The following is a 16,177-nucleotide window of genomic DNA, read 5'->3' on the forward strand; positions in this document are numbered from 1 at the left end:
CGCCGGACGGCTGAAAAACTCCAACGCCGGGCGACTGGAAAGGCCCAACGTCGGGCGGCTGAAGAGACCCACCACCCACCGTCGGCGCGGTTGGCACCGGCCCCCACCCGCAGCCAAGGCCCACGCCACCACAACCCAGCCCCGCCGGCGATTGAGGCGCAGGGGCCCGGGGACTGGTCCCCGGCAACGGCGCCGCACCCCCCGGAGGGTTACAGCAGGCCCGCCGCCGCGAGGAGATACGCGACCATCGGGTCGTAGAAGCGCGGGTCGCGGACGTGGTCGTCCAGGGGGACCGCCACCTGGAGGGTGCCTTCGGCCTCGGCAAGGAAGAGCGCCGGGTCGTTGCAGTCGGCGTAGCCCACCGCATCCAGCCCGCGCTGCGCCGCGCAGCCCGCCCAGCCGTGGTCGGCGACGACCAGGTCGGGCTGGGGGCGGCCGAGGGCGGCCAAGCCGTCCAGGATCGCCGCCATCGGCTCCGGGGAGTGGGTGTGCCAGAGCGTCGCGCCCCGCTCCAGGACCGCGACGTCCGCGAACTGCCACACCGAGCCCTCGTCGGCGACCAGCCCCGGCGGAATCACCACGATCTCGCAGCCCGCCGCGCGCAACGCATCGGCCGTGGCCCGGTGCACGTCCAGCAGCCCGCCCGGGTGCCCCGTGGCCAGCAGCACGCTCTGCCGGTCCAGCGCGGCCTTGTGCAGCCGCGCGGCCATCCGGTCCAGGGCGGACACGGTGAGTTCCGGGTCGATGGTGTCCTGGCCGAAGCGGTGGGTCGCCTCGTCGACGACCCCGCACCGCTCCGCCATCACCGCGAGCACGTCCTGCTCGTCCGTCCAGCGGTCGCCCAGCTCCAGGCCCAGCCAGTAGTGGCGGTCGCCGTTGGCGAGCTTGCGGTAGTGGGAGAGGTTGTTGTCGCGCGGGGTGGCGACCTGCCCCGCGATCCGCGTCCGGACCAGGTGGTCGATGAGTTCGGCTCGGCTGGGCACAGGCGTCTCTATCGGCTTCGGCATGCGGCCCATTCTGCCGCCGCGCGCCCGGAGCCGTCCCTTCCATCCCGTCCCCCGGACACCCCGGGCGCGCCGCGTCATCCCGACAGCGCCCCGAAGGCCCCGTTCGCCAGCCGCCGCAGCAGCGACTCCGTCGCGTCCCGGCCGAGCGCGGCGAGGTGCGGGGTGGAGTTGAGCAGGCCGAAGACCGCGTGCACGGAGACGCGCACCTCCGCCTCGCCCACCTCGGGGTGCAGCTCCCGTACGACGTCGACCCACAGCTCGACGTACTTGCGCTGGAGCTGCCGTACGAGCTTGCGGTCGGCCTCGCGCAGCCGGTCCAGCTCCCGGTCGTGGAGGGTGATCAGCGCCCGGTCGTCGAGCGCGAAGTCGATGTGTCCGTCGATGAGGGAGGCCAGTACGCCGTACGGGTCGCCGGCCGCCTCCTCCACCCGTCGGCGGCCGCCCGTGAGCAGCCGCTCGCTGATGCCGACGAGCAGCTCGGCGAGCATCGCGTCCTTGCCCGCGAAATGCCGGTACAGGCCGGGGCCGCTGATGCCCACCGCGGCCCCTATCTCGTCCACGCCCACGCCGTGGAAACCGCGCTCGGCGAAGAGGCGCGCAGCCTCGCCGAGGATCTGCTCGCGCCTGGTCGGGGCGGCCGCTCTGGTGCTCATGGGAATCCATTCTAGACAGGGCCGTTAGCGGTCGTTAACCTAAGTCCCACATGCGTTAACGCTCATTAACTAGAGCGCACCGAGCAAGGGAGCTCGACCGATGCAGCAGGCACCAGTGCTGACGAGCGCCGCCGACCCGGCGTCCGACGCCTGGCGGGCCAACGAGGCCGCCCACCGCGAGCTCTCCGAGGGCCTGCGGGCCCGGCTGGAGGCGGCCCGGCTCGGCGGCGGCGAGAAGGCCCGCGCCCGCCACACCGCCCGCGGGAAGCTGCTGCCGCGCGACCGCGTGGACGCCCTCCTCGACCCCGGATCCCCCTTCCTGGAGCTGGCCCCGCTGGCCGCCGAGGGCATGTACGGGGGCGCGGCCCCGGCCGCCGGGGTGATCGCCGGCATCGGCCGGGTCAGCGGCCGCGAGTGCGTCATCGTCGCGAACGACGCCACCGTCAAGGGCGGCACGTACTACCCGATGACCGTGAAGAAGCACCTGCGCGCCCAGGAGGTGGCCCTGGAGAACCGTCTCCCCTGCCTCTACCTGGTCGACTCGGGCGGCGCCTTCCTCCCCATGCAGGACGAGGTCTTCCCCGACCGGGACCACTTCGGCCGCATCTTCTACAACCAGGCCCGCATGTCGGGGGCCGGCATCCCGCAGATCGCCGCCGTCCTCGGCTCCTGCACGGCGGGCGGCGCCTACGTACCGGCCATGAGCGACGAGGCCGTCATCGTCCGCGGCCAGGGCACGATCTTCCTCGGCGGCCCGCCGCTGGTGAAGGCCGCCACCGGCGAGGTGGTCACGGCCGAGGAGCTGGGCGGCGGCGAGGTGCACTCCCGGATCTCCGGGGTCACCGACCACCTCGCGGAGGACGACGCGCACGCGCTGCGGATCGTACGGAACATCGTGGCCACCCTGCCCGAGCGCCAGGCCCTGCCCTGGTCGGTCGAGGCCCCGCAGGAGCCCAAGGTGGACCCGTACGGGCTGTACGGCGCGGTGCCGGTCGACTCCCGCACCCCCTACGACGCCCGCGAGATCATCGCCCGCATCGTGGACGGCTCCCGCTTCCAGGAGTTCAAGGCCGAGTTCGGGCAGACCCTGGTCACCGGCTTCGCCCGGATCCACGGCCACCCCGTCGGGATCGTCGCCAACAACGGCATCCTGTTCTCCGAATCGGCCCAGAAGGGCGCGCACTTCATCGAGCTGTGCGACCAGCGCGGCATCCCGCTGCTCTTCCTCCAGAACATCTCCGGCTTCATGGTCGGCCGGGACTACGAGGCGGGCGGCATCGCCAAGCACGGCGCCAAGATGGTGACGGCCGTGGCCTGCACCCGGGTCCCGAAGCTCACGGTGGTGGTCGGCGGCTCGTTCGGCGCCGGCAACTATTCCATGTGCGGGCGCGCTTATTCGCCGCGCTTCCTGTGGATGTGGCCCAACGCCAAGATCTCCGTCATGGGCGGCGAACAGGCGGCGTCCGTTTTGGCGACGGTCAAGCGGGACCAGATCGAAGGCGCGGGCCACGAGTGGACGGCTGAGGACGAGGACGCTTTCAAGTCCCCGGTCCGAGCGCAGTACGAGGAGCAGGGCAACGCGTACTACGCCACGGCACGGCTTTGGGACGACGGGGTCATCGACCCGCTGGAGACAAGGCAGGTACTCGGACTGGCACTGACCGCGTGCGCGAACGCCCCGCTGGGTGATTCACACTTCGGCATCTTCCGTATTTGAATCCTCCCCCTCAATGAGGGGGATTCCTGGCTCACGCTGCTCTATCGCTCAGCGAACGATCGAGTCTTCTGCGATCAACACCAGCCGGGTTGAGACCAGCCCGGATATGACGACAAGCTATGGGATTTCACATGCGTGCTTGGTTCTCGCTACGCATTCCACGACCCTACCGAAGGTTTGGGTGACGTGAGGAACTTTTCGATGTTCAGCACTGTTCTGGTCGCGAACCGCGGCGAGATCGCGGTCCGGGTCATCCGCACGCTGCGGGAGCTCGGGGTACGGTCGGTCGCCGTCTTCAGCGACGCCGACGCCGACGCCCGGCACGTACGGGAGGCCGACACGGCCGTCCGCATCGGCCCGGCGGCGGCCGCCGAGAGCTACCTGTCGGTGGAGCGGCTGCTCGATGCCGCACGCCGGACGGGCGCCGAGGCCGTCCACCCCGGCTACGGGTTCCTCGCGGAGAACGCCGTCTTCGCGGCCGCCTGCGCGGACGCGGGCCTGGCCTTCATCGGCCCGCCGGCCTCGGCGATCTCCCTGATGGGCGACAAGATCCGCGCCAAGGAGACCGTCAAGGCCGCGGGCGTGCCCGTGGTCCCCGGCTCCTCGGGCAGCGGGCTGTCCGACGCCGAACTGGTAGCCGCGGCCGAACAGATCGGCATGCCGGTCCTGCTGAAGCCCTCGGCGGGCGGCGGCGGCAAGGGCATGCGGCTCGTACGGGACTCCGCGCTGCTCGGCGAGGAGATCGCGGCGGCCCGGCGCGAGGCGAAGTCCTCCTTCGGCGACGACACCCTGCTCGTGGAGCGCTGGGTGGACCGGCCCCGGCACATCGAGATCCAGGTACTGGCGGACGCGCACGGGAACGTGGTCCACCTCGGGGAGCGCGAGTGCTCGCTCCAGCGGCGCCACCAGAAGGTCATCGAGGAGGCCCCGTCGGTCCTGCTGACGCCGGAGCTGCGGGCCTCGATGGGCGCGGCGGCGGTGGAGGCGGCGCGGTCCTGCGGGTACGTCGGCGCGGGGACGGTGGAGTTCATCGTCCCGGGCCACGATCCCGCCTCGTACTACTTCATGGAGATGAACACCCGGCTCCAGGTGGAGCACCCGGTGACCGAGCTCGTCACCGGGCTGGACCTGGTCGAGCAACAGCTCCGGGTCGCGGCGGGCGCGGAGCTGGGCTTCGGCCAGTCGGAGGTCCGACTGACCGGGCACGCGATCGAAGCCCGCGTCTGCGCGGAAGATCCGGCGCGGGGCTTCCTGCCCTCCGGCGGCATGGTGCTGGCCCTGTCGGAGCCGTCCGGCGGATCCGTCCGCACGGACTCCGGCCTGGCGGCGGGGGTCGACACCGGGTCCACGTACGACCCGATGCTGTCGAAGGTCATCGCCTACGGTCCCGACCGGGCGGCGGCCCTGCGTGTCCTCCGGGGCGCCCTCGCGGACACCGTGATCCTGGGCGTCCAGACCAACACGGGCTTCCTGCGCCGCCTGCTGGCCCACCCGGACGTGGTGTCCGGGGACCTGGACACGGGCCTGGTCGAGCGGGACCTGGCCGCGCTCCTCCCCGACGGGGTCCCGGACGAGGTGTACGCGGCGGCTGCGCTGCTGGCCGGGGGCTCGTTCCCCCACCCCGCCCCTTCCCGAAACCCTGCCGGGGGCTCACAGGACAGCGGGACCGGTGGCTCAGCCGCCTGGGTCGACCCGTTCGACACCGCCAACGGCTGGCGCCTCGGCGGAACCCCCGCCTGGACGGTCCACCACTTCCGCCTCCCCGGCCAGGACCCGGTAACGGTCCGCACCCGGCCCTCTGGTTCCGGTACGGAACTGCTCCTCGAACCCGCACCCGACGGCGGCGGCACGCCAAATCCAGCCCCGCCGGCGTTTGAGGCGCGGGGTCTGGGGCGGAGCCCCAGCACCCCGGCCCGGGGCCGGATCGTGCACCGCACCCCCGACCACCTCACGGTCGAACTCAACGGGGTCACCCACCGGTTCAGCCACGCCACCTCCCCGGAGGGAACCTGGCTCGGCCGCGACGGCGACTCCTGGCACGTCCAGACGCACGACCCGGTCGAGGCCAACCTCCGCGGAGCGGGACGCGCAGGCGCCGACACCCTCGCCGCCCCCATGCCCGGCACCGTCACGGTGGTCAAGGTGACCGTGGGCGAGAAGGTGACCGCCGGGCAGAGCCTGCTCGTCGTCGAGGCCATGAAGATGGAGCACGTCATCTCCGCCCCGCACGCCGGCACCGTCACCGAGCTCGACGTCACCCCCGGCAGCACCGTCGCCATGGACCAGGTCCTGGCCGTCGTCACCCCGGACGAGGAGGGGACGGGCGAATGAACGGGCTTCCGATGAGCTTCGCGGACGAGGGCCTCCCGGCCCGGGTCCGGATCCACGAGGTGGGCGCCCGCGACGGGCTGCAGAACGAGAAGACGACCGTCCCGACCCACGTGAAGGCCGAGTTCGTGCACCGGCTGGCCGCCGCCGGCCTCACCACCATCGAGGCCACCAGCTTCGTGCACCCCAAGTGGGTCCCCCAGCTGGCCGACGCCGAGGAGCTGTTCCCCCTCCTCGCCGACGTGCACGCGGAGCTGCCGGTCCTCGTCCCCAACGACCGCGGCCTCGACCGCGCGCTCGCGCTCGGCGCGACCCGGATCGCGGTGTTCGGTTCGGCCACCGAGACCTTCGCCTCCCGCAACCTCAACCGCACCGTCGCCGAGTCCCTCGCGATGTTCGAGCCCGTCGTGGCCCGCGCCAAGGACCACGGGGCCCACGTCCGCGGCTACCTCTCCATGTGCTTCGGCGACCCCTGGGAGGGCCCGGTCCCGGTCCACCAGGTGGTCGGCGTCGCCAAGGCCCTCCTGGACCTCGGCTGTGACGAGCTGAGCCTCGGCGACACCATCGGCGTCGCCACCCCGGGGCACGTGCGGACCCTCCTCTGCGCGCTCAACGAGGAGGGCGTGGGCACCGACCGGATCGGCGTGCACTTCCACGACACCTACGGCCAGGCGCTGTCCAACACCCTCGCCGCGCTCCAGCACGGCGTGACCACCGTCGACGCCTCCGCGGGCGGCCTCGGCGGATGCCCGTACGCCAAGAGCGCCACCGGCAATCTCGCGACCGAGGACCTCGTCTGGATGCTCGACGGCCTCGGCATCGAGACCGGGGTCGATCTGGCCTCCCTCACCGCCACGAGCGTGTGGATGGCCGAGCAGTTGGGGCGCACCAGCCCCTCCCGTACCGTCCGCGCCCTCTCCCACAAGGAGTAACGAAGACCATGGCCCTCGACCACCGGCTCACCCCCGAGCACGAGGAACTCCGCCGCACCGTAGAGGCGTTCGCGCACGATGTGGTGGCACCCAAGATCGGCGACCTGTACGAGCGGCACGAGTTCCCGTACGAGATCGTCCGCGAGATGGGCCGCATGGGCCTGTTCGGCCTGCCCTTCCCGGAGGAGTACGGCGGCATGGGCGGCGACTACCTCGCCCTCGGCATCGCCCTGGAGGAGCTGGCCCGCGTCGACTCCTCGGTCGCCATCACCCTGGAGGCCGGCGTCTCGCTCGGCGCGATGCCGCTGTACCTCTTCGGCACCGAGGAGCAGAAGCAGCAGTGGCTGCCGAAGATGTGCTCCGGCGAGGTCCTCGGCGCCTTCGGCCTGACCGAGCCCGGCGCGGGCTCCGACGCGGGCGGCACCCGCACGACCGCTGTCCGGGACGGCGACGAGTGGGTGATCAACGGCTCCAAGTGCTTCATCACCAACTCCGGTACGGACATCACCGGGCTGGTCACCGTCACCGCCGTGACGTCCCGCAAGGCGGACGGCCGCCCGGAGATCTCCTCGATCATCGTCCCGTCCGGCACCCCCGGCTTCACGGTGGCCGCGCCCTACTCCAAGGTCGGCTGGAACTCCTCGGACACCCGTGAGCTGTCCTTCGACGGCGTACGGGTCCCCCTCGCCAACCTGGTCGGCGAAGAGGGCCGCGGCTACGCCCAGTTCCTGCGGATCCTCGACGAGGGCCGCGTGGCCATCTCGGCGCTCGCGACGGGCCTGGCGCAGGGCTGCGTGGACGAGTCGGTGAAGTACGCCAAGGAGCGGCACGCGTTCGGCAAGGCGATCGGCGACAACCAGGCCATCCAGTTCAAGCTGGCGGACATGGAGGTGCGCGCCCACATGGCCCGGATCGGCTGGCGCGACGCGGCCTCCCGGCTCGTGGCCGGGGAGCCGTTCAAGAAGGAGGCGGCCATCGCGAAGCTGTACTCCTCGACGGTGGCGGTCGACAACGCACGCGACGCCACGCAGATCCACGGCGGCTACGGGTTCATGAACGAGTACCCGGTGGCCCGCATGTGGCGCGACTCGAAGATCCTGGAGATCGGCGAGGGCACGAGCGAGGTGCAGCGCATGCTGATCGCCCGTGAGCTGGGAGTTTCCGCCTGACGGCAGTCGGTGGTGCGGTACGGGGCCCTCCGCGAGGAGGGCCCCTTGTCGTTTTCAGCCAAGGTTAGGCTAACCTTCCTATCGAACGCCCGAGCCGCCCAGTACGCATGAAAGTGGACATCCCCATGCCCAAGTCCCGCTCCTCCCTCCTCACCCGTCGCGGTCTCATCGCGGCAGGCGGCGCCCTCGGCCTCGTGGCCGCGCTCACCGCTTGCGGTGGCAGCGACTCCGCGAAGGACGGGTCGGGCGACAAGGGCACGGGCGCCGCCTCGGGCGCGTGGAGCTTCAAGGACGACATGGGCAAGGACGTCACCGCCGAGTCCACGCCGAAGAACATCGTCGCCTTCACCGGCACCGCGGCCGCGCTGTACGACTACGGGATCGGCGTCAAGGGCGTGTTCGGCCCGACGAAGACCGCCGACGGCAAGGCCGACGTACAGGCCGGCTCGATGGACATCTCCAAGGTCGAGATCATCGGCAACGTCTACGACGAGTTCAACGTCGAGAAGTACGCGGCCCTCCAGCCCGACCTCCTGGTGACCAACACCTGGGAGAAGGACAGCTACTGGTACCTGCCCGAGGCCTCCAAGGACAAGATCCTGAAGCTGGCCCCGGCCGCCGCGATCGGCGTGGGCGGCGACGTCACCATGGACAAGGCCCTGGCCCGCACCGCGGAGCTCGCCGGCTCCCTGGGCGCCGACCTGAACGCCAAGAAGACCGTCGACGCCAAGGCCCGCTTCGAGGCGGCCTCCGCGAAGCTCCGCGAGGCCACCAAGGCGAACCCCGGCATCAAGGTGCTCGTCGGTTCCGGCGCCGCCGACCTGTTCTACGTCTCCACCCCGGCCACCTCCGCCGACCTGAAGTACTTCCAGTCGCTCGGCGTCGAGTTCGTCACCCCGGACAAGGTCGAGGGCGGCTTCTTCGAGAGCCTCAGCTGGGAGAACGCCGGCAAGTACAAGGCCGACGTGGTCCTCCTCGACAACCGCACCGGCACCCTCCAGCCGGAGGAGCTGAAGGCCAAGCCGACCTGGGCCGAGATGCCCGCCGTCAAGGCCGGTCAGATCACCCCCCGCGTGACCGAGCCGATCTACTCCTACGAGAAGTGCGCGCAGATCGTCGAAGAGCTCACCAAGGCCATCCAGAACGCCAAGAAGGTCGGCTGACCCCGAGCCGTCCGGCCCCGGCGCCTCACCCAGGCGCCGGGGCCTTCTGCTTCGCCCGTCGCCTTCACCCGTCGTCGCACCGATCCCAGGGGGGACCCTCCGCATGACCGCCAACGCCACCGACGACGCCACGGCACGTGAGGCCGCGATCCCGCACTTCCGGTTCTTCGAGCTCGAAGTGCTCCGCACGCGCCGCCTGGGCCACTCCTTCCTGCGGATCACCTTCGGCGGCGAGTCCCTGGCGGAGTTCCGCTCGGGCGGCTACGACCAGAGCCTCTCCCTCTTCCTGCCGCCCGCCGGCCGGGAGCACACGGTGCTGCCGTCCACGGGCGAGGACACCTGGTTCGCGGACTGGCGCGGGATGCCGGACGAGGAGCGCCCGGTGATGCGCTCGTACACGGTCCGCGCACAGCGCCGGACCCCTGGCGGGGTGGACGAGGTGGACATCGACTTCGTCCTGCACGGCGCCTCCTCCCCCGCCTCGTCCTGGGCGGGCCGCGCGGTGACCGGCCGCCGGATCATGGCCATCGGCCCGGCCGTCGCGGAGAACAAGTCCGTACGCTTCCAGCCGCCGGCCGCCACCGACGCGTTCCTCCTGTACGCCGACGAGACCGCCCTGCCCGCGGCCGCCGCGATCCTGGACCGGCTCCCCGAGGGCACCCCGGTCAGGGCCTGGTTCGAGGTCCCGCACGAGGACGACCGGCTGTACCTGCCGACGCCCGCCGGCGCGGACATCACCTGGGTGGTCCGCGAGCCGGGCACCGGCCCGGAACGCACCGACCGGGTGCTGGAAGCCCTCCGGGCGGCCGAACGGCCCGCCTCCGCAGCCCCGTACGCCTGGATCGCCGGCGAGTCCGCGACGATCCGCGCGGTCCGCAGGCACGTCGTCCAGGACTGCGGCGTCGACCGCCGGGCGGTCCGCTTCACCGGCTACTGGCGCCTCGGCGCGAGCGAGGAGCAACTCCTCGCGGAGGCCTACGCGGGCCAGGCCCCCGACGAGGACCCGACGGCGGCCCTCTAGGCCGTCGACCTGGCCCCGCTCCGGTTCCTCACCCGCGCGCCCACCCCTTGTCCGGAGCCACTTGCCGAACCAGCCGGCGGCCTCCTCCGCGCCGAGCACCCGCTCCAGCACCAGGTCGCCGCGCATGCCGGGGAAGAACCGCCCGGCATGCCACCTCCGCCGGTACGGGGACGGGTCCAGCACGAGCAGCCGGACGCCGTCCACGACGGCGATGTCGGTCGGGGTGCCCTCGTTGAAGAGCCAGACTCCGTCCGCACCGACCAGGTTGAACGCCCCGGTCGTCGGGACCATCCCGTCGGCGTCCCGGCACACGGCGACCTCCCGCGCCGACGGCGCCTCGCCCGGCACGTGCTTCCCCCCGATGAGCACGCCCGCGAGCAGGGTGTGCAGCTGGAAGTTGTCGCCGATTCCGCTCATGCGCAGGGCGAAGCTGGTTCCGCTCTCGCGGTGCAGGACGACGAGCGGTTCGTCGTCCAGCACCCGCAGGGCGTACGTCAGGCACTTGAACGCGTCGCCCGAGGCCTCCGCCACCCGCTCCACGCCCGCGAGCAGCTCCGCCTTGCCCTCCACCGTCCGGCGCACGGCCGCCGCGCCCAGCACGGCGACGGCCGCCATCTCCCACTCCGGCAGGGAGAACCAGCCGACCGCGAGGTCGTGACCCACCCGCTCGGCGATCTCGTCGGTGTGCTCGCCCTCCGGGTCCGGCAGGTCCCCGCCGCCCGTGTCCGTCCAGCGCGCGCAGAAGTCACCGGCGACCGCGAACGCCGCCGTGGCCCCGGCGAAGATACCCGGCGCGCAGGCGACCGGGTCCGCACCCCGTTCCACGCACGCCCCGACGATCACCGCGACCGTGGCCCTCGGCCCGGGCGGGACTTCCCCGAGCAGCGCCGCCAACCGGGGTCCCGCCTCCCGGGACTCGGCGGCACCGGCCTTGCCGGCCGCCCGGTGGAGCTGCGCGAACGCCCGCTGCGAAGCCGGAAGGTCCTGCGCGCGCACAGCCTGCTCGAACCGCTCCACGGCGCCCGGGAGCTTCCTGCCTCCGAATATCATCCGCACATCCTGCAGCACCGTCCGATCCCGCGATCAGGCAGGTGGCGCCCCATTCCGGCGGGCCGTCACCGGCCCCAGGGCACGTCCGGCGCCCGGTGGTAGGTGACGTCCTGGGCGTCCAGGCGCGGGCCCTGGGCTGCCAGGCGCAGCCGGTACGAGGTCCAGTCGCGGGTGGCGGCCGGGGACCAGCCCAGTTCCGCCAGCCCCAGCACGCGTGGGAAGGCCATCAGCTCCCAGTCCCCCCGCGTCGCGACGGTCTCCGTCCACAGCGGGGCCTCCACCCCGAGGACCGCGGACTCCGGGAGGCCCGTCATATAGGTCCCCGGGTCCCAGTCGTAGGCCCGGCGCACCGGCACGTACCCGGCCCAGGCCAGACCCGGCTTCGTCTCCTTGTCGTACTTCATGTCCAGGTAGAGCCGGTCCGCCGGGGACAGGATCACCGGGTTGCCCGCCTTGGCGGCCGCGGCCACCGCCGCCTTCTCGGCCGCCGCCGTGCGGTCGTGGCCCCAGTACTGGAGCACCGCGCCGGGGGCCGGCCGGGCCGTCGCGAGCTGGTGCCAGGCCACCACCGTCTTGCCGTGCTTGGCCACCACCGCCTGCGCCCGGTCCATGAAGGCCGCGTAGTCCGCCGCGGGCGTGGAGTGCGCCTCGTCGCCGCCGATGTGGAGGTACGTGCCGGGGGTCAGCTCCGCGAGCTCCCCCAGCACCTGGTCGATGAACTCGTAGGTCCGCTCCTTGCCCACGCAGAGCGAGCTGAAGCCGACCTTGATCCCGGTGTAGTGCTCGCGCGCCTTGCCGTCGCAGTTCAGCTCGGCGTAGGCGGCCTGCGCGGCGTTCACGTGGCCGGGCATGTCGATCTCCGGGACCACGTCCACGTACCGCTCCGAGGCGTACGCCACCAGGTCCCGGTACTCGTCCTTCGTCCAGTGCCCGCCGGGGCCGCCGCCGACCTCGCTCGCACCCCCGTGCTCCGCGAGCCTCGGCCAGGAGTCGATCGCGATGCGCCAGCCCTGGTCGTCGGTCAGGTGCAGGTGCAGGGTGTTGACCTTGTACTGGGCGAGCTGGTCGACGTACCTCTTCACCTGCTCCACCGTGAAGAAGTGGCGGGCCACGTCCACCATCGCCCCCCGGTAGGCGAAGCGCGGCGCGTCGGTGACCGTGCCGCCCGGCACCGTCCCCGGACCGGACACCGGCAGGAGCTGGCGCAGCGTCTGGCCGGCGTGGAAGAGGCCCGCGGGCGTGCGGGCGGTGAGGGTGACCCCGCCGGGCCCGGACTCCAGCCGGTAGCCCTCCTCCCCCGCCCCCTCTGCCCCGGCGTCGATCCGCAGCCGGATGCCGTCGCCCTGCACGCCGTCGACCACGGGCAGCGGCAGCCCGCTGGGGCCGCGCAGCTGCTCGGCGAGGAGTTCGCCGACCTTGCGGACCTCCTCGTCGCCGGTCGGTCCGGTACGGATGACCGTGCCCGGGCCGAAGGCGTACCCCGGGCCTTCGGCCCGTGCGGAGACGGGAGCCGGCAGGAGCCGTTCGTAGGGCGCGAGCGCGGCGGGGGGCTCGTCGCCAGGCCGGGCGTCGTCCCCCCGGGCGGCGCTGCTGCAGGAGGCGGCCGCGGGGACGGCGGCGAGGACCAGGAGGGCGGCGAGCGTGCGTCGCGGGACTCTCATGGGCATAGGTATAGGCCAACCGGGCCCGTGGGGCCGATGCAAGAATCCAAGGATGGCGGAAATCATCCAGAAGGACGGCACATGGACCTTCGACGGGGACGCGGTGCGCATCGTGCCGGGCCGCGACAAGGGAGTGGGGCTGCTGCGCCAGACGCTGGGCGAGGTGCTCGTCCCGCTGCGCGCGCTGGCCGGGATCTCCTACGAAGCCGGGCGCAAGGCGGGCCGGCTGCGCCTGCGGCTGCGTGACGGCGCCGACCCGCTGCTCCAGGTGACGGGCGGCCGGCTGCCGGAGGCCTCCGATCCGTACCGGCTGACGGTGGAACCGGACCGCGGCGGGGTGGCGGAGTACTTCGTGGACGCGGTGCGCAACGCCCTGCTGCTGGACCAGGTGGACGCCGGGCCCGCGGACTCCTACCTCCTGCCGGGTCCCGCCGTGCCGATCACGGTCGGCGCCGGCGACGGGACGGTGGCCTTCGACGGGGACCGGGTGTCCCTGGAGTGGAACTGGACCACGGAGGAGGCCAAGCGGTCCGGCGGGCCCCGGGAGTTCCGGATCGGGAACGTGCGGTCGGTGGAGTGGGCCCCGTCACGGGGGCTGGAGAACGGGTGGATCCGCTTCGTCCTGACCGGCCACACCGTGCAGCCGGTCCCGCCGAAGTACGACCCGCACGCGGTGGAACTGTTCGGGTTCAAGAAGGACCCCTTGATGGCGCTGGTCGCGGCGGCGGTCGCCGTGCGCATGCCGCACCCGGCGGCGCTCGCGTCCGAGCCTCCGCTCCCGCCCGGGACCCCGCCGGCCCCCGCCCCCGCCCTTGCCCCTGCCCTTGCCCCCGCGTCCGCCCCTGCCGCCGCCCCCGCGGAGGACCACGACGCCCTGCTGCGCCGGCTGCGCGAGCTGGGAGAGCTGCATCATGCGGGGATCCTCACCGCCGAGGAGTTCGCGACGGCGAAAGCAGCGATTTTGGGTCGTTTCTGACCTCAGAAGACCGGAATCAACCCTTCCCCTGGTCCAGACCAGCGCTATCCTGCCCGATTCCGGGCAGGATTTTTGCGTTCTGCGGCTCGTACCGCCAATATCGACGGATGCCCGACCACCGCCCGTCGCACGACGACCTCGTCGACCACTTGGTGCGCAGCACCTCGCTCCAGCGGGGCGAAGCCGCCCGAGTGGTGCTCGACGTGCTCGCGTACTTCGACGAGAGCACCGAGGAGTTCGTCCGCCGGCGCCACCGTGAGCTGCAGTCCGGGGGCGCGGTCAACGCGGACATCTTCGAGCGGATCGCGGCCGAACTGCCGCACCGCGCCGTGGCACCGCCGGAGCTGTCGCTCCGGCAACTGCGCCGCATCGTCTACGGCTGAGTCGGCTACGGCTGAGTCGTCCACAGCCGAGTCGTCCACAGCTGAGCACCACCTGCCGGGGATCCGGGCAGCGGCAAGAGCAAACGAACTTCAGGAGGGGAAAGACCTTATGTGCGGAATCGTGGGTTACATCGGCAAGCGTGACGTGGCACCGCTGCTGCTGGAGGGCCTGCAGCGACTGGAGTACCGCGGTTACGACTCTGCGGGCATCGTCGTCAACAGCCCGAAGGCCGCGGCCCTGAAGGTCGTCAAGGCCAAGGGCCGCGTACGCGAGCTGGAGTCCCGGGTACCCAAGCGCTTCGCCGGCACCACCGGCATCGCCCACACCCGCTGGGCCACCCACGGCGCCCCGAGCGACCTCAACTCCCACCCGCACCTGGACGCCGACAACAAGGTCGCCGTCGTCCACAACGGGATCGTCGACAACGCCTCCGAGCTGCGCGCCAAGCTGGAGGCCGACGGGGTCGTCTTCCTCTCGGAGACCGACACCGAGGTGCTCGTCCACCTCATCGCCCGCGCCCAGGCCGACACCCTGGAGGAGAAGGTCCGCGAGGCGCTCAAGGTCGTCGAGGGCACCTACGGCATCGCCGTCATGCACTCCGACTTCGCCGACCGCATCGTCGTGGCCCGCAACGGCTCCCCGGTCGTCCTCGGCATCGGCGAGAAGGAGATGTTCGTCGCCTCGGACATCGCCGCGCTCGTCGCCCACACCCGCCAGATCGTCACCCTCGACGACGGCGAGATGGCGACCCTGAAGGCCGACGACTTCCGGACCTACACCACCTCCGGTACGACGACCACCGCCACGCCCGAGACCGTGGAGTGGGAGGCCGCCTCCTACGACATGGGCGGCCACGACACGTACATGCACAAGGAGATCTCCGAGCAGGCCGACGCGGTCGACCGCGTCCTGCGCGGCCGGATCGACGACCGGTTCAACACCGTCCACCTGGGCGGCCTGAACCTGGACCCGCGCGAGGCGCGCGGCATCCGCCGGGTCAAGATCCTGGGCTGCGGCACCTCGTACCACGCCGGCCTCATCGGTGCGGGCCTCATCGAGAGCCTGGCCCGCATCCCCGCCGACGCCGAGCCGGCCTCGGAGTTCCGCTACCGCAACCCGGTCGTGGACCCCGACACCCTCTACATCGCGGTCTCCCAGTCCGGTGAGACGTACGACGTGCTCGCGGCGGTGCAGGAGCTCAAGCGCAAGGGCGCCCGCGTCCTCGGCGTGGTCAACGTGGTCGGCTCCGCGATCGCCCGCGCCGCCGACGGCGGCGTGTACGTGCACGCCGGCCCCGAGGTCTGCGTCGTCTCCACCAAGTGCTTCACCAACACGGTCGTGGCCTTCGCGCTGCTCGCCGTGCACCTTGGCCGCATCCGCGACCTGTCCGTCACCGACGGCAAGCGGATCATCGACGGCCTGCGCAAGCTGCCCGCGCAGATCCAGGAGATCCTGGACGGCGAAGAGGACATCAAGAAGCTGGCCGCCGAGTACGCCGAGGCCAAGTCGATGATGTTCATCGGCCGCGTCCGGGGCTACCCGGTGGCCCTGGAGGCCTCCCTGAAGCTCAAGGAGATCTCCTACATCCACGCCGAGGCCTACCCGGCCTCCGAGCTCAAGCACGGTCCGCTCGCCCTCATCGAGCCCTCGCTGCCGACGGTCGCGATCGTCCCTGACGACGACCTGCTGGAGAAGAACCGCGCGGCGCTGGAGGAGATCAAGGCCCGCAGCGGCCGGATCCTGGCGGTCGCCCACACCAAGCAGGAGAAGGCCGACCACACCATCCTCGTCCCCAAGAACGAGGACGAACTGGACCCGATCCTGATGGGTATCCCGCTGCAGCTGCTGGCGTACCACACCGCCCTGGCCATGGGCCGGGACATCGACAAGCCGCGCAACCTGGCGAAGTCCGTCACCGTCGAGTAGGTCGCGCAGACCGCGTAGCCACCTGGCCGCGCGGGCCGCACGCACGAGGAAGGCCCCCGGGGATCGGCGGTTTCTAGGGGTCGTCGCAACACGTGGTTGGTTGTTCAGGCCGCGAGGAGTTTATGCAGGCGCTCGGCTGGGGTTTCCCAGCCGAGCGTTTTGCGTGGTCGGCCGTTGAGCTGGGCGGCGA

The 16,177-nt window shown here is 71.9% G+C and carries 13 protein-coding genes; 10 read left to right on the top strand and 3 right to left on the bottom strand.

Annotated elements, in window-relative coordinates; all coding sequences use genetic code 11:
- Window positions 1-209: 209 nt before the first annotated feature.
- The gene (locus AC061S_RS42775) at window positions 210-1,016 is read right to left on the bottom strand and encodes a phosphatase (RefSeq protein WP_478691284.1); all 807 of its coding nucleotides are present in this window, start codon (window positions 1,014-1,016) and stop codon (window positions 210-212) included.
- 65 nt (window positions 1,017-1,081) lie between these two features.
- A complete protein-coding gene (locus tag AC061S_RS42780; protein WP_478691285.1) occupies window positions 1,082-1,660 on the bottom strand; it encodes an SACE_7040 family transcriptional regulator in 579 nt (192 codons plus the stop codon).
- Window positions 1,661-1,760: 100 nt separating this feature from the next.
- On the opposite strand from AC061S_RS42780, the gene AC061S_RS42785 reads away from it, so the two are divergent.
- The 7 genes from AC061S_RS42785 (at window position 1,761) to AC061S_RS42815 (ending at window position 10,648) form a co-directional block, all read left to right on the top strand.
- Entirely contained in the window at window positions 1,761-3,377 is a 1,617-nt protein-coding gene (locus AC061S_RS42785) for a carboxyl transferase domain-containing protein (RefSeq protein ID WP_478691286.1), read from the top strand.
- Window positions 3,378-3,578: 201 nt separating this feature from the next.
- Window positions 3,579-5,708 carry an acetyl/propionyl/methylcrotonyl-CoA carboxylase subunit alpha gene (locus AC061S_RS42790; protein WP_478691287.1) on the top strand — a complete coding sequence of 710 codons (2,130 nt, stop codon included), beginning with the start codon at window positions 3,579-3,581 and terminating at the stop codon, window positions 5,706-5,708.
- Entirely contained in the window at window positions 5,705-6,637 is a 933-nt protein-coding gene (locus AC061S_RS42795; RefSeq protein WP_478691288.1) for a hydroxymethylglutaryl-CoA lyase, read from the top strand. Before AC061S_RS42790 ends, AC061S_RS42795 begins: the two co-directional genes overlap by 4 nt.
- Before the next feature lie 8 nt (window positions 6,638-6,645).
- Window positions 6,646-7,806, top strand: coding sequence for an acyl-CoA dehydrogenase family protein (locus AC061S_RS42800; RefSeq protein WP_478691289.1), 1,161 nt, complete (start codon window positions 6,646-6,648; stop codon window positions 7,804-7,806).
- A gap of 125 nt (window positions 7,807-7,931) precedes the next feature.
- Window positions 7,932-8,969 carry an ABC transporter substrate-binding protein gene (locus AC061S_RS42805; protein ID WP_478691290.1) on the top strand — a complete coding sequence of 346 codons (1,038 nt, stop codon included), beginning with the start codon at window positions 7,932-7,934 and terminating at the stop codon, window positions 8,967-8,969.
- Window positions 8,970-9,072: 103 nt separating this feature from the next.
- Complete coding sequence (locus AC061S_RS42810; RefSeq protein WP_478691291.1) at window positions 9,073-9,990, top strand: siderophore-interacting protein; 918 nt, start codon at window positions 9,073-9,075, stop codon at window positions 9,988-9,990.
- Between the two features lie 502 nt (window positions 9,991-10,492).
- A complete protein-coding gene (locus tag AC061S_RS42815) occupies window positions 10,493-10,648 on the top strand; it encodes a hypothetical protein (protein WP_478691292.1) in 156 nt (51 codons plus the stop codon).
- 457 nt (window positions 10,649-11,105) lie between these two features.
- Here the strand turns inward: AC061S_RS42815 and AC061S_RS42820 are convergent, their stop codons facing one another.
- The gene (locus AC061S_RS42820) at window positions 11,106-12,701 is read right to left on the bottom strand and encodes a beta-N-acetylhexosaminidase (RefSeq protein ID WP_478691293.1); all 1,596 of its coding nucleotides are present in this window, start codon (window positions 12,699-12,701) and stop codon (window positions 11,106-11,108) included.
- A 52-nt stretch (window positions 12,702-12,753) separates the two neighbouring features.
- On the opposite strand from AC061S_RS42820, the gene AC061S_RS42825 reads away from it, so the two are divergent.
- From AC061S_RS42825 to glmS, 3 genes are all read left to right on the top strand, one after another.
- Window positions 12,754-13,677 (top strand): DUF4429 domain-containing protein, encoded by a 924-nt coding sequence (locus tag AC061S_RS42825; RefSeq protein ID WP_478691294.1) that lies wholly within the window; start codon window positions 12,754-12,756, stop codon window positions 13,675-13,677.
- 107 nt (window positions 13,678-13,784) lie between these two features.
- On the top strand, window positions 13,785-14,060 hold the full coding sequence (locus AC061S_RS42830; protein ID WP_112450006.1) for a hypothetical protein: 276 nt from the start codon (window positions 13,785-13,787) through the stop codon (window positions 14,058-14,060).
- 109 nt (window positions 14,061-14,169) lie between these two features.
- The gene (glmS, locus tag AC061S_RS42835; RefSeq protein ID WP_478691295.1) at window positions 14,170-15,987 is read left to right on the top strand and encodes a glutamine--fructose-6-phosphate transaminase (isomerizing); all 1,818 of its coding nucleotides are present in this window, start codon (window positions 14,170-14,172) and stop codon (window positions 15,985-15,987) included.
- Window positions 15,988-16,177 lie beyond the last annotated feature (190 nt).

The sequence above is a fragment of the Streptomyces sp. CA189 genome (assembly GCF_056428985.1).

Coding starts and splice junctions, on each gene's coding strand:
- AC061S_RS42820 (WP_478691293.1), bottom strand. CDS start 12,701: ATGAGAGTCCCGCGACGCACGCTCGCCGCCCTCCTGGTCCTCGCCGCC.
- AC061S_RS42805 (WP_478691290.1), top strand. CDS start 7,932: ATGCCCAAGTCCCGCTCCTCCCTCCTCACCCGTCGCGGTCTCATCGCG.
- AC061S_RS42800 (WP_478691289.1), top strand. CDS start 6,646: ATGGCCCTCGACCACCGGCTCACCCCCGAGCACGAGGAACTCCGCCGC.
- AC061S_RS42825 (WP_478691294.1), top strand. CDS start 12,754: ATGGCGGAAATCATCCAGAAGGACGGCACATGGACCTTCGACGGGGAC.
- AC061S_RS42775 (WP_478691284.1), bottom strand. CDS start 1,016: ATGGGCCGCATGCCGAAGCCGATAGAGACGCCTGTGCCCAGCCGAGCC.
- AC061S_RS42810 (WP_478691291.1), top strand. CDS start 9,073: ATGACCGCCAACGCCACCGACGACGCCACGGCACGTGAGGCCGCGATC.
- AC061S_RS42830 (WP_112450006.1), top strand. CDS start 13,785: ATGCCCGACCACCGCCCGTCGCACGACGACCTCGTCGACCACTTGGTG.
- glmS (WP_478691295.1), top strand. CDS start 14,170: ATGTGCGGAATCGTGGGTTACATCGGCAAGCGTGACGTGGCACCGCTG.
- AC061S_RS42790 (WP_478691287.1), top strand. CDS start 3,579: ATGTTCAGCACTGTTCTGGTCGCGAACCGCGGCGAGATCGCGGTCCGG.
- AC061S_RS42795 (WP_478691288.1), top strand. CDS start 5,705: ATGAACGGGCTTCCGATGAGCTTCGCGGACGAGGGCCTCCCGGCCCGG.
- AC061S_RS42780 (WP_478691285.1), bottom strand. CDS start 1,660: ATGAGCACCAGAGCGGCCGCCCCGACCAGGCGCGAGCAGATCCTCGGC.
- AC061S_RS42785 (WP_478691286.1), top strand. CDS start 1,761: ATGCAGCAGGCACCAGTGCTGACGAGCGCCGCCGACCCGGCGTCCGAC.